At 49.2% G+C, this 12,854-nt stretch carries 16 protein-coding genes; 10 read left to right on the forward strand and 6 right to left on the reverse strand.

What is annotated here, in order from left to right; genetic code table 11:
- Positions 1-2 precede the first annotated feature (2 nt).
- The 3 genes from GC128_RS13055 to GC128_RS13065 form a co-directional block, all read right to left on the reverse strand.
- Positions 3-698 carry a phage antirepressor KilAC domain-containing protein gene (locus GC128_RS13055; RefSeq protein ID WP_226812104.1) on the reverse strand — a complete coding sequence of 232 codons (696 nt, stop codon included), beginning with the start codon at positions 696-698 and terminating at the stop codon, positions 3-5.
- A 181-nt stretch (positions 699-879) separates the two neighbouring features.
- Positions 880-1,434, reverse strand: coding sequence for a YmfL family putative regulatory protein (locus GC128_RS13060; RefSeq protein WP_151994669.1), 555 nt, complete (start codon positions 1,432-1,434; stop codon positions 880-882).
- A gap of 28 nt (positions 1,435-1,462) precedes the next feature.
- Positions 1,463-1,660 (reverse strand): Cro/CI family transcriptional regulator, encoded by a 198-nt coding sequence (locus GC128_RS13065; protein WP_064511907.1) that lies wholly within the window; start codon positions 1,658-1,660, stop codon positions 1,463-1,465.
- Between the two features lie 91 nt (positions 1,661-1,751).
- Between GC128_RS13065 and GC128_RS13070 the strand changes: the two genes are divergently transcribed.
- The 8 genes from GC128_RS13070 to GC128_RS13105 all read left to right on the forward strand — a co-directional run bounded on the left by GC128_RS13070 (position 1,752) and on the right by GC128_RS13105 (position 6,901).
- Positions 1,752-2,411 (forward strand): LexA family protein, encoded by a 660-nt coding sequence (locus GC128_RS13070; protein WP_193216257.1) that lies wholly within the window; start codon positions 1,752-1,754, stop codon positions 2,409-2,411.
- Between the two features lie 734 nt (positions 2,412-3,145).
- Positions 3,146-3,517, forward strand: a complete 372-nt coding sequence (locus GC128_RS13075; protein WP_151994670.1) for a hypothetical protein — start codon at positions 3,146-3,148, stop codon at positions 3,515-3,517.
- Positions 3,518-3,576: 59 nt separating this feature from the next.
- Complete coding sequence (locus GC128_RS13080; protein ID WP_151994671.1) at positions 3,577-4,404, forward strand: YfdQ family protein; 828 nt, start codon at positions 3,577-3,579, stop codon at positions 4,402-4,404.
- Positions 4,405-4,540: 136 nt separating this feature from the next.
- Complete coding sequence (locus tag GC128_RS13085) at positions 4,541-5,083, forward strand: HD family hydrolase (protein ID WP_151994672.1); 543 nt, start codon at positions 4,541-4,543, stop codon at positions 5,081-5,083.
- Entirely contained in the window at positions 5,068-5,265 is a 198-nt protein-coding gene (locus GC128_RS13090) for a hypothetical protein (RefSeq protein ID WP_151994673.1), read from the forward strand. Before GC128_RS13085 ends, GC128_RS13090 begins: the two co-directional genes overlap by 16 nt.
- Positions 5,262-5,900: a hypothetical protein gene (locus GC128_RS13095; protein ID WP_151994674.1), complete on the forward strand. Its 639-nt coding sequence runs from the start codon at positions 5,262-5,264 to the stop codon at positions 5,898-5,900. The genes GC128_RS13090 and GC128_RS13095 overlap by 4 nt, the downstream gene beginning before the upstream one ends.
- 117 nt (positions 5,901-6,017) lie before the next feature.
- Complete coding sequence (locus GC128_RS13100; RefSeq protein ID WP_151994675.1) at positions 6,018-6,590, forward strand: 3'-5' exonuclease; 573 nt, start codon at positions 6,018-6,020, stop codon at positions 6,588-6,590.
- Positions 6,591-6,628: 38 nt separating this feature from the next.
- Positions 6,629-6,901 (forward strand): pyocin activator PrtN family protein, encoded by a 273-nt coding sequence (locus GC128_RS13105; protein WP_151994676.1) that lies wholly within the window; start codon positions 6,629-6,631, stop codon positions 6,899-6,901.
- A gap of 197 nt (positions 6,902-7,098) precedes the next feature.
- Here the strand turns inward: GC128_RS13105 and cutC are convergent, their stop codons facing one another.
- Positions 7,099-7,848, reverse strand: a complete 750-nt coding sequence (cutC, locus tag GC128_RS13110; RefSeq protein ID WP_151994677.1) for a copper homeostasis protein CutC — start codon at positions 7,846-7,848, stop codon at positions 7,099-7,101.
- Between the two features lie 97 nt (positions 7,849-7,945).
- On the opposite strand from cutC, the gene GC128_RS13115 reads away from it, so the two are divergent.
- Positions 7,946-9,088, forward strand: a complete 1,143-nt coding sequence (locus tag GC128_RS13115) for a MalY/PatB family protein (RefSeq protein ID WP_151994735.1) — start codon at positions 7,946-7,948, stop codon at positions 9,086-9,088.
- Here GC128_RS13115 and GC128_RS13120 read toward each other — a convergent pair.
- Positions 9,077-9,643 carry a VOC family protein gene (locus GC128_RS13120; protein ID WP_151994678.1) on the reverse strand — a complete coding sequence of 189 codons (567 nt, stop codon included), beginning with the start codon at positions 9,641-9,643 and terminating at the stop codon, positions 9,077-9,079. The genes GC128_RS13115 and GC128_RS13120 overlap by 12 nt on opposite strands.
- Before the next feature lie 250 nt (positions 9,644-9,893).
- Here GC128_RS13120 and argS point away from each other — a divergent pair, with 250 nt between their 5' ends.
- The gene (gene argS / locus GC128_RS13125; RefSeq protein WP_151994679.1) at positions 9,894-11,627 is read left to right on the forward strand and encodes an arginine--tRNA ligase; all 1,734 of its coding nucleotides are present in this window, start codon (positions 9,894-9,896) and stop codon (positions 11,625-11,627) included.
- A 214-nt stretch (positions 11,628-11,841) separates the two neighbouring features.
- Here argS and lpxA read toward each other — a convergent pair whose 3' ends face one another.
- Positions 11,842-12,633: an acyl-ACP--UDP-N-acetylglucosamine O-acyltransferase gene (lpxA, locus tag GC128_RS13130; RefSeq protein ID WP_151994680.1), complete on the reverse strand. Its 792-nt coding sequence runs from the start codon at positions 12,631-12,633 to the stop codon at positions 11,842-11,844.
- Positions 12,634-12,854: the final 221 nt, after the last annotated feature.

The raw sequence follows: 12,854 nt of genomic DNA on the forward strand, positions 1-12,854 counted from the left end.
TATCAACCCCCCATCAGTTCAGATGCGTAGCGTTCTGCTATCCACTGAACCCCTTTCGGCGTCACTCGAGTCTGCGTGAATGCATGACCAAAATCGGAAGTACCAGTTTTCACCGTAAACAGACCATCGCGTTGACGCAGGGCATGGGGCAGCAGGTTTCCCGACTGACGGAACAGCACCTTGTCACGGACCAGAGTGTCAATCATCGCCTTCTCTGGCATGTTCAGAATTTTCGCCGTTTCACGCAGGCTTTTATTGCCACCGGCTTCGACGTACTGGTTAACGAACGCAACCTTTGGCGCGTCCTGCTGAACCTTGTTTGCCAACTGTGCATTCTGCTCTGCCATATCAGCTGCCAGGCGAAGAGCTTCGGGTAAAGATTGTGGGACTGCTGTTTTGTTTTCTAACTCCTGCCATCTATCCACAAGACGAGCGGTAAATTGTGGAGATAATTGTGCAACGACTACGTAGCTGTCGCGTTTGCCAATCAGATACTCTTTGTAGGTTCGCCCGTTCTGAAGGTGGGTATACGGCGTTGGCGTATACCCCTGAATGGCCCCAGCTGCCGCTAATCTCTCAATGGTTCGGCAAACATCAGCATGACGCGATTCAACCAGGTCGGAGATTTCTCGACTGCTCATAGTTACCAGGCCGGAAGAAAATACAGACGCCACTGTAGACGCCGCAGCGTTACTCATTTGCTGAACCATTGCGCAGCCCTCCGGTTGAATACCCCCACAATCATGTAAACGCTACTGTGGTTACATGAAACCCACTGGCCACGTACCATGCATACATACCGAAACGACGGAGCGCCCGGTACCGGATGCATCCTTAGTTGCGGTAAATGACAATTTTCGGTTAAATTGCTCATGCGGATTATTTCTCCATACACAACGTAGAGTTTTTCGCCAAGGCGCCCGGAGCTGCATACTCGCGGGCGTCACTCTTTTCTGGCGCACAAAAAACTCGAAATAAAAGCGTTAAATGTTCCTGCCACTTAGCCATTACCTGATAGCTGTGCTCTTCAATCTGAGCGCGTTCCTCAGCATCAATCACACCATCCGCTGTTGCTTTACGGATGTATTGAGAGTGCTTGCCAATCCATTCGACGGATTCCATCAAACGCTGATTTATGTCCCCATTGTCCACATCATCAACATCTGCCAATGGAACAAATACACCATTTGAGTTGCGGGCCACTGCATCCGCAATTTGGTGTGAACCACCAGCACGCTGTAGCACCATCGCCCAACCCAGTGGGAAGATCTGATCGCCTTCAGTGCGGAGACGGTTGAATAGCGAGTTTTCAGTTACACCAATCCACTCAGCAGCTTCAGCGTACCCACCAGGTAGATCGGTAATCGTCTTTTTGATTGCGGCCACCAGCCAGGTTGGCTGTTTATCTACTTTCCATTCAGGTTCATTACCCACTGTTCACTCCTTATTTCTGTGGTTACTGTCAAGCAGCTGATTCGTTAGTCTTCAGGTAAAGAGAAGCGTCGTACTTCAACTTTCCTTTGGTAATCCGTTCAATAACGAAGGCTTGCTTTTCTGGTATCACCTCACCCCATCGACAGACTGCAGGGTGGGAAATATTCAAAGCATTCGCGGTCTTGGAAATACCACCGAAGTGCTTTACAACGACTTTCTTGAGCATTTGATTCTCCTTAGTTCGACCGTTTAAAGGTAACAAAAGGTACATTAAATAGCAAACAACAGTTACTCCAAAAGGATGTAACATTAGTTACATGAAAACAGAAATGAAAGACCGAATTAGATCCCGGCGCGTCCAGCTGGAAATAACTCAACTAGCACTGGCAAAGAAGCTAGGTGTTAGCCGTGTTTCTGTGACTAAGTGGGAAGCAGGAACAACCAAACCAGACGGTGAGAATCTCCATCAACTAGCCATAGCGTTATCCACTACGCCAGAGTGGCTCCTCTATGGAGAGGGAGATCAGGGACAAGATGACATTCGAGTCACACCCTATTTCAAAGCACCTGTTTCTGTTCCTATTATTTCTGCTGTCCAGGCGGGCCATTGGACAGAAAGCTATGCTTGCTCAAGGTTAACTGATGTGATTTCGTGGACTCAAACGACGGCTGATGTAAGTGATGAGGTATTTGGGCTGGTTGTTCGTGGAGAGTCGATGACGAATCCCAATGGCTTACCGTCCATTCCAGAAGGTTCAATAGTTATTGTTGAACCAAACTATGGGCAGCTAGATAATTTATACGGAAAGATAGTGGTTGCAGTGCTAGATGGCTCATCAGAAGCAACTGTGAAAAAATTAGTATGGGATGGCCCCTATTCTTATTTAATGCCCCTAAACCCTGCCTTCAAGCCAATTCCAATTGATGGCAACTGCCGAATAATAGGGAAAGTTGTTCAAATAACACAAAATATCTAACTCCCTGTAACTTTAAGCCAAAAGAAAGCCAGCAAACAATTGTTGGCTTTTTTTACGCCCATCAAGGTAACAATAGGTACATTTCGCTCTTGACCAAAAAGGTAACTAAAGGTACATTCATCTCAACCATAGCGAACAGGCAGGACGCCCAAGAAGTAGCGCCGGTGGCATATGGAAAACCGGATGATTCGTACAAAACATGGCGAAAGCCGAAAGACTTGAAGGCGTTTTTCTCAGGTTACGCGCTAAAGCATAGCGGGGAGAACCTGGGGCGGAGAGCAACCCCCGCGATTCAGGACATGATTGCCTGAGCATACCAACAAGCCGTCTTGCAGCGTAACTGCACTTTACATCTACCCCGGCGAGGTGGCGCCGCTAAACCGGGGTGGATGAATCGTAAAAACAGGTCGCCTGATCCCCGTTAACGGATTTCACAACGATGAGAGCATTGACGAGCAAGGTTTAATGTCCGGTTCGATTCCAGACACCACGATTCAGTGGCAATGGGCAGAGAAAAAGTCCGTTCAATTCGGACACCGGCAGTGCTCTCTTCGTTGTGGTGAATGCGGCTCAGCGCTCGCGATGAAAGGCAAAACATCAAGTCATTATCGGTATAGGTCATCGCTGGATGGTTTGCCGCCAGACAGCACCGGGAGGCACCCGGCACCACAACCTAATCGTGTGTATGGAGATTTCTAACTGGCAGTTGCAGCTGCCATTACGAGGGTAAAACGATGAGCAATGACCGCATGACTGTAGTGCCCGACTTCCTGGGAGAACTGGATGCTGGCGTATTCATGAATAAGATCGCCGCCTCACTCAATACCACTGCACTCGGCACGCTGAATAACGGCGGAAAAGGCAAAGTGGTTCTGACTTTTGATATTGAACGCATGGGTAACTCTGTCGAAGAGAAGCGCGTCAAAATCAAGCACAAATTGCAGTACACCACCCCTACTCCACGCGGCAAGGCGACGGAAGAAGACACCACCGAAACCCCTATGTGGGTTAACCGTGGAGGCAAGCTCACCATCTTGCAGGAAGACCAGGGGCAACTCTTCGGGATCAACGGCGCTACTGACGGAAAGCTTAAAGCGACTCAGTGAACCGCGACTGACTAATTCACTGCCATTACTTCTACCAATTAATTTATAAGGAATTTTGTATGTCTCAATTAGACGGCGGCGCTATCCAGCAAGTAAAAGACCTGGTCCTTTCTGGTTATCACCTTGGTGATATTGGTGGCCTTGCCTGCCCTACCGCCATGCTGCCAAAAGACGTAAGCGTAGAAAGCCTGGAGCGCTTTGGCTTTACACGCTTCCGCTTCCGTGGCGCTATGGATACGACCAGCATCGATGACTTTGTTCGTTACTCTGTTGGTTATGCCAGTGCTGAAGAACCGGCACGCTGCTTTATTGATGCGCAAAACATGAGTGCCCGCTCTGTCTTCAATATCGGCACACTCGACAATCCAGGCCACGCCGATAACGTTTCAACCATCAAGCTGAAACAAACAGCTCCGTTCCGCGCACTGCTGGCTATTGATGGCGACCGCCTGAGCCAGAAGCAAATCGCTGAATGGCTGGAAGACTGGAGTGACTACCTGACTGCGTTCGATGCTGACGGTAAGACAATGTCGATCGCCCAGGCCGCGCAGGCTGTTCGCCGTATCACAATTCAGCAGGCAACTCAGGCTGACCATGAAGACGGTGATTTCACCGGTAAAAAGTCCCTGATGCAAAGCATTGAAGCCAGCAGCAAAGATGTTATGCCTGTGGCCTTTGAGTTCAAATGTGTCCCGTATGAAGGCCTGGGTGAACGTGCCTTCAGCATGCGTAATAGCCTACTGAAAAGCAGCGAGCCATGTTTCGTGCTGCGTATCGTCCAACTGGAAGCCCAGGAAGAAGCTATCGCTAATGAATTCCGTGACCTGCTGATCGGCAAGTTCAACGAGAAACCAGTCGATACCTTTATCGGTAACTTCAAAGCGTAATTGCTCTGCCTTAATTGCCCTGCACCATGGGGCAATTAGTGAAGCGTAATTCCTTTTTTAATCGCCACCTGGCGAGGGATTCGTGCAACCAAAATCAACCGCAGATGCAGCTGCGAATATATGGAGAAATATACCGATGAGTTTTATACAGACGTTATCCGGCAAGCATTTTCATTATACCAATGCCACCGTTGACGATATCGAGATTGAAGATATCGCCACCGCGTTATCGCATATTTGCCGCTTCACTGGCCATTTACCTGAGTTCTATTCCGTGGCTCAACACTCCGTATTGTGCAGCCAGTTGGTACCGCCTGAATTCGCATTTGAAGCGTTGATGCATGATGCGGCTGAGGCATATTGCCAGGACATTCCCGCACCACTTAAAGCCCTGCTGCCAGACTACCAACGGATCGAAACTTTCGTAGACGGCCTTATTCGCTTTAAGTACGAATTGCCGCTAATGCAATCTGCTGTTGTGAAATATGCCGACCTGACAATGCTGGCTACCGAACGCCGGGATCTGGACATTGATGACGGTACCAAATGGCCTGTACTTGAGGGTATCCCTACCAGCGACATGATCCAGATTGTGCCACTGCGTCCTGGACAGGCTTTTGGATTGTTCATGACCCGCTTCAACGAACTGATGGAGCTTCGCACATGCACCAGCATCTGAAAGTAAAAGACCTGGTCGCCGCTGCGTATGCTGCCGCCCCAACCCTGCCACCAGCAGAAGCCAAATTAATGCGTGAAGTTGCAACCAGACTTGATGTGACCTTTATTGCCCTAAGTGAATCTTTGGATCAACGAGTCACCCTTATGGCAGAGAACGAAATACTTCGCGGGGTAAATCAATGACAACTCACTACCTGAAACAATGCCGTCCTGACGCAGAAGAAACCGCATATTTCTGGAAGTTATATCACGCTGCACAACGTGTAGAAGATCGCTGGTGTCGTAATACCGTGCCTGAAATTGCCGAAGCGCTTGCTTACTGTTCAGAGCTGTCACGCGAACAGAAGCTGTTCCTGCTGCGTGCATGGCAAGTATTAGTAGACGGCAAAGGCAGATTTGATCGGTTCATGGGGGCGTTTGATACTTACGTTCACAACGTGCAGGACCCTAACGATAATTGTGTTGCCTACAAGCCGGAGCTTAAACGGCATATCGAAAAAGGATATTTATTCAATACCGTGGAGGAAGCCTATAACGAAGCCAGACAGCGCATAGCGGAGCTGGAGCAACAACTCATTAAGCCCCTTCCAATCGGTGAATTGCTACAGCGTCTGGAAGACCAGACAGGTGATCCATGGAGTGAGAAATATCTTGAACCCCGCCAGCTTTGCGTGAAGCTGCCAGATACGAACAGCAAAGCATTCTGGAGTGGAATCGGTAAGACAGAACAATTCCACCCAGAAACCTATAAGCGCTGGGTGAAAGAAGCTATAGAGCGTGCTGGTACTATCGCCGGATTAAAAATAGAAGTGAAATAGCTCTTTTATGAGCTAAATATTAAAAATGAAAGATTAAAAGGCCATTAATGACCCATAAAAATAGAAATAGGTTATTAATGGTCTATTTTATTAATAATTAGGAAAATAAGGTCATATATGAACCATTTGATGATTGATTTAGAAACCATGGGTAATAAGCCCACCGCACCTATCGTCTCCATCGGGGCTGTATTCTTTGATCCGCAGAGCGGGAAGTTTGGCGAGGAATTTTACACAGCGGTACAACTCGAAAGCGCAATGGCTCAGGGGGCGCAACCAGATGGAGGTACCATCATCTGGTGGATGAAGCAAAGTACAGAAGCAAGAGCAGCCATTTGCGCAGATGATGCAATGCCTATCTCGGCAGCACTCTCAGAACTAAGCCATTTCATTAATCGTCATGCCGATAACCCTAAATACCTGAAAGTCTGGGGTAATGGCGCCAGCTTTGACAATGTCATTCTGCGTAGTGCTTACGAACGCGCTGGACATGTGACCCCATGGAAATTCTGGAATGATCAGGATGTCCGGACAATTGTCGATCTCGGTCGCGCTGTTGGATTTGACCCTAAACGCGATATGCCATTTGACGGCGATATGCATAACGCGCTGGCCGATGCTAAACATCAGGCTAAATATGTGTCTGCTATCTGGCAGAAATTAGTACCAACCACCAGCACCGAATTGTAAACCTTCCCGGTTGCAGCCGGGATGTATGGAGAAAATTTATGAATACAGTATTTCTTTTACTTGCTGAGTTCGGAACACCAACGATTCCATTGGCTGACGTTTGTGAAAAATATTTTGGCCTTAAACCCGCCACAGCAGAAAAAAAAGCATCTATGGGGGAGTTCGCTGTTCCCACTTTCAGAGCTTCTGACAGCCAGAAAGCACCACGGATGATCCACATTCAGGATTTGGCTGATCACTTAGAGTCGCAACGTCAAAAGGGCATCGATTTCTTCAAATTGATGCAGGTAGAGAACGGAAAAAAACATTAATTTAGTGGTGCTAAATCTCCTGATTAAGGTTTATCACCTCTTAATCAGGGGTTTTATTTGCATATAGCAGCACCCCAATAGCACCCCAAACATCACTAACCAACTGATATAGATAAAAAAAGCCCCAGCAAAACGCCGGGGCCTGGTACGAGCAACATCACATGGGCGACATGATGCGCGGTTAAAATCTTTAAGTGTCAGGCTGCAGTCTTCCCTGCAACCAACACGGCTTTCATTGCTGCCACTACATCACCATCAACGCAGTAACGATTAAACTCATCGGCTTCCGCATCGGCACTCATCGACACACCCGCTTTACGGTAACGCATCGGTGATGGCACGGTCTGCCCGGCTGAACTGTGCATTTCGTCAATGCCTTGATCGACAAACTTTTTCAAGTTGCTCAATCGCACGCCAGCACCAGCCATAATGATTGGAGCACGGGAATGCTGTTTTAGTTCCCTAAGTAATGTAAGTCCTAATTCCGCATTCTGCTGTTGGCCTGAAGTCAGGATGCGCGCCACGCCTAAATCAGTGAGTTGTTCCAACGCCTGGTGGGGGTTATGGCACATATCAAACGCCCGGTGGAAAGTCACCGCCATACCTTTAGCCTGCTCCATAACTCGCTTCATGCGAGGTACATCAACATGCCCTTCCCCGTCTAACATACCGATTACCAGTCCCGAATAACCGAGCTCGCGGACGAAAGCGATATCTTCAAGCATGGTCTCGAACTCTGCATCGGTGTAACAAAAATCACCGCCGCGCGGGCGAATAATTGGATGCACAGGTATCGAAACTCGTTCTTTCACTTTACGCAGCACCCCAGCAGAAGGGGTCAAACCACCCTCTTTGGGGGCTGAACATAATTCAAGCCTGTCCGCTCCGGCAAGTTGCGCTGTGACTGCACAGTCAATTCCGTAACAACATATCTCAAGCAAAGGCATTGATTACTCCTTAAAAATCTTTAGCCTGGCGGTTGTGTCATGGGTTCAGAATGATAATCTGAAAATCACGATCCCATAAAGGTAATAGCTAATCATGATGGCATTCAATTTTGATGAAGGCATCGACCGCCGTCACAGCGACAGTTCGAAGTGGAATAAATATGGTGATGAGGTGTTACCTATGTGGGTGGCAGATATGGATTTTCGCTCTCCACCCTGTATTCTCGAAGCCCTTCATAAACGCGTAGAGCACGGAGTTTTTGGTTACGGTAACCGGCCGCAAGAATTAGTTGATGTTGTCGTTGAAAGAATGTCCAGCCGCTACCAGTGGCAGATTAAACCAGAGTGGATCGTCTTTTTACCGGGCATTGTCGCGGGCCTTAATTTGAGTGTTCGTGCCTTTACGGCCCCCGATGAAATTACCATTGCGCCAACACCGATTTATCCTCCATTCCGAAAGTCATCTGCATTTGCCAATCGTTCACAACTCAACGCGCCACTGCGCCTTGAAAATGGCCGTTGGGTTATGGATTTGCAGGCACTGGAATCTCAGCTCAACGGTAAAGAAAAATTGCTGATGTTGTGCAACCCGCAAAATCCAGGCGGCACCATCTATACGCGTGAGGAATTACAGCAGCACCTGGCATTCGCCCAACGCCACAACATGATTGTCTGTTCTGATGAAATTCATTGTGATTTGCTGCTTGATCCCGGTGCGAAACACATTCCTTTTGCCACACTGAGCCACGACGCAGAACAGCGTTCTATCACGCTGCTTTCACCGTCCAAAACTTTCAACATTGCCGGGCTTGGCGCATCACTGGCGATAATCCCTGATCCACAATTGCGTAAGCAATTTAATACGGTTCGCGATGGGATTGTACCGAGTGTGGATGTGCTGGCGCTGACGGCTGCCACCGCAGCGTGGCGCGATGGTGAACCGTGGTTGCAAGAGTTACTGCCCTATCTGCGTCGAAATCGCGACACTTTGGTGAGTGCCGTGAATAAAATGCCAGGCCTTACGATGGCATCGCCACCCGCCACTTATCTCGGATGGGTGGATGCAAGCGCTCTGCCGGTAGAAAATCCGACGCTATTCTTCCAGAAAGCGGGGCTGGGTTTCTCGCCAGGGGCAGATTTTGGCGAAGCGAAATTCGTACGAATTAACTTTGGCTGCACCTCAGCAACGCTTAATGAAGCCATTAAACGCATAGAAGCAGCCGTGAGATCAGTCTGCTAATTCGCTGGCAACGATCTCTTCAATACTCCATGGATGGAATTTGATGGTGACTTTGCCGTCGGTCACTGCAAGCGTTGGGTTTGGCAAGCGCTCGCGTTCGCCTTTTGGCGAACTGGTTTTCACTGAAATTCCGGTCTGGCGTAAACCCGCGTCAGACATTAAATCCAGCGCTCGGGCATTTAGCGTTTCAGGCTCCCCAGGCAGCACAATTTCTACATGCTCCCAACCTTCGTGCGGATAGCGTTTTTCACCCGGCCACGGCAGCTCCACCACGCTAAATTCCCAGTGCGCCACGCAAACTGGCTCATCTAATTTGAACAAGCAAATTGGCCGATCATTAATGATATTTTCCGACAGCAATGTGCCGCACTTTTCCAGGCCTGCACGCCAGCGTTCCGCCGTCGTATTCTGATGGCAACGCAGAGAAATGTGATCGGCGTCAAGCAACGCAATCTCCAAATCAAGCCGAGCGGCAAGTTCTGTTAACGCTTGTGTAAATCGCGGGAGATCCGCTGAAATATCATTCAGTTCTGCAATTGTCTGCCAGTTGGCCATCACCCTATCCTCTCAAGTCACGAATGCGGGCTAATCTACCAATTTAGGCAGATATCACCAACACCCGAAACGTGGCTATATTTCTGAATGGTTATTCACTATACCGTTGATATTAGTCCAGGGCGCACCGGGCAAGGCTTTTGCTGACTAAGGGGGATAAATACAGTTATACTTACGCCCTAATTTTATCCCCAATGATACGGCTGCTGTAAAAGTCACGGCAGCCCTTAGCAAAAAGTAAGGTATCCCGGTGAATATTCAGGCTCTTCTCTCAGATAAAGTCAGTCAGGCACTGATTGCCGCAGGTGCACCTGCGGATTGCGAACCACAGGTTCGTCAGTCAGCAAAAGTTCAGTTCGGCGACTATCAGGCCAATGGCGTGATGTCAGTTGCAAAATCACTGGGCAAGCCACCACGACAAGTCGCAGAGTTGGTGATTGCCAATCTGGATTTGACCGGAATTGCCAGCAAAGTTGAAATCGCCGGCCCAGGCTTTATCAATATTTTCCTCGACCCAGCATTCCTTGCTAAACATGTCGACGAAGCTGTTGCTTCTGACCGCGTTGGCGTGAATACCGTTGCGCCGCAAACCATCGTGGTCGACTATTCCGCACCAAACGTCGCGAAAGAGATGCACGTGGGTCATATCCGCTCCACTATCATTGGTGATGCTGCGGTGCGCACGCTGGAATTCCTTGGTCATAAAGTTATCCGCGCCAACCACGTTGGTGACTGGGGCACACAGTTCGGGATGCTGATCGCCTATCTTGAAAAGCAGCAGCAAGAAAACGCAGGTGAAATGGCGCTGGCCGACCTGGAAGAGTTCTATCGTGCAGCCAAGAAACACTACGACGAAGACGCAGAATTTGCTGAACGTGCTCGTGCGTACGTTGTGAAGCTGCAAGGCGGCGACGAATACTGCCGTGAAATGTGGCGTAAGCTGGTCGATATCACCATGACGCAGAACCAGCAAACCTACGATCGCCTTAACGTGACGCTGACCCGTGACGACGTAATGGGTGAAAGTCTTTATAACCCAATGCTTCCGGGCATCGTGGCCGATCTTAAGGCGAAAGGTCTTGCGGTCGAGAGCGAAGGCGCAACCGTGGTTTACCTGGATGAGTTCAAGAACAAAGACGGCGACCCAATGGGCGTTATCATCCAGAAAAAAGATGGCGGCTATCTCTACACCACCACCGATATTGCCTGTGCGAAATATCGCTATGAAACCCTGCATGCAGACCGCGTGCTTTACTTTATCGACTCCCGCCAGCATCAACACCTGATGCAAGCATGGACCATCGTGCGTAAAGCCGGTTACGTTCCAGAATCTGTCACCCTGGAGCACCAGATGTTCGGCATGATGCTGGGCAAAGACGGCAAGCCGTTCAAAACCCGTTCTGGCGGCACGGTAAAACTGACCGACCTGCTCGACGAAGCCATGGAACGTGCGCGTAATCTGGTTGCAGAGAAAAACCCGAACATGCCTGCGGATGAACTGGAAGCGTTAGCGAAATCCGTCGGTATTGGCGCAGTGAAATACGCCGACCTGTCGAAAAGCCGCACCACCGATTACATCTTTGACTGGGACAACATGTTGGCCTTCGAGGGCAACACCGCACCGTATATGCAATATGCATACACTCGCGTGCTGTCTGTGTTCCGCAAAGCTGAGATTGATGAAGCTGAGCTGCTGAAAGCACCAGTAGTGATTCGTGAAGACCGCGAAGCACAGTTGGCTGCGCGCCTGCTGCAATTTGAAGAAACGCTGAACGTGGTTGCGCGTGATGGTACACCGCATGTGATGTGTACTTATCTTTACGATGTGGCGGGTCTGTTCTCTGGTTTCTACGAGCACTGCCCAATTCTGGCCGCCGACTCCGAAGAAGCGCGTAACAGCCGCCTGAAACTGGCTCTGTTAACCGCGAAAACGCTGAAACTTGGTCTGGATACCCTGGGTATCGAAACTGTAGAACGTATGTAAGTTCCTAATTTCAGTACCCTAAATAATTCGAGTTGCAGGAAGGCGGCAATTGAGAGAATCCCGACGAGCTTACACTAGTAAGTGATTACTCGGCCCATCCGTGGGCTTCGCCCTTCGGGATGCTGCTCGCAGCATTCAAATCTGCTCCCGGCAGATTTGTCGGGTGAACGAAAGCAGCCAACACACCTGCAACTTGAAGTATGACGGGTACTTGTTAGCGAACAATTCCCCGCGCTGACCGCGCAAAAAACCGGTCATAAAGGCCAATCACCGGGAAATCACTTTCCAGTATTTTCAAAGACCTCTTCACTTCTTCTATCGCCAGCGCCTGGTTGTAAAACCGCTCATACAATGTATGAATCAAATCCTGCTGTTCTGGCTCTAACGCCTGGAACGCATTCGAGCTTGTGTTGATACCCAGCGGCACAGCGCGGTTACCACCAGCCGTCACAAACGGCGGAACATCCTGAACCACTGCTGATTGGTCGAGGATCTTAACCCCACTCGCCAATATGCAAAATTGATGGATAGCACACATAAAGCCTATCTGCGCATCATCATCAAGCTCAACGTGCCCGGCAAGCCCACTGTTATCCGCAATCAATGTGCCATTACCGACCACACAATCATGACCAATATGGACACAATTCAAAAAGCGATTGTCATTACCGATAATAGTGGTGCTAAGCCCCTGAACTGTTCCACGATGAATAGTGGCATTTTTGGCAATCTGATTCCGGTCACCAATAACGACCGTCGTGGGTTCACCGGCATATTTAAGGTCCTGATTCGCATCACCTATGGATGAAAACTGGCCGAAAGTATTGTTACAGCCGATTGTTGTCAGGCCATTAATCACCGAATAAGCACCGACAACAGTTCCTTCGCCTATCACTACACCTGCGGAAATAACACAAAACGGGCCAATACTTACATGCGCACCGAGCACCACACCCGGCTCCACAATACTATTACTGGCAACCCGGGCTAACGGGGAAATAGACATCAATTTATCCTGATGACGGCACGAAACGGAGAACGCCTGTCATCGTTTAGTTATTAATCCAGACCAGGGATCAACAAGAAAGGAGGGACGAAAGAGAAGCTCCGCTTCGCCATTCGCATTATCGTTAAGGAGGTGAAAACCAGTGAAGGGCTTATCGACAGCGGCAGCATAATGAATTGCGTCACACATTACGCCATTTATTTATTTTTAAATTGGAGGAA

This window comes from Buttiauxella massiliensis, from assembly GCF_902500225.1.
Lineage (GTDB): Bacteria > Pseudomonadota > Gammaproteobacteria > Enterobacterales > Enterobacteriaceae > Buttiauxella > Buttiauxella massiliensis.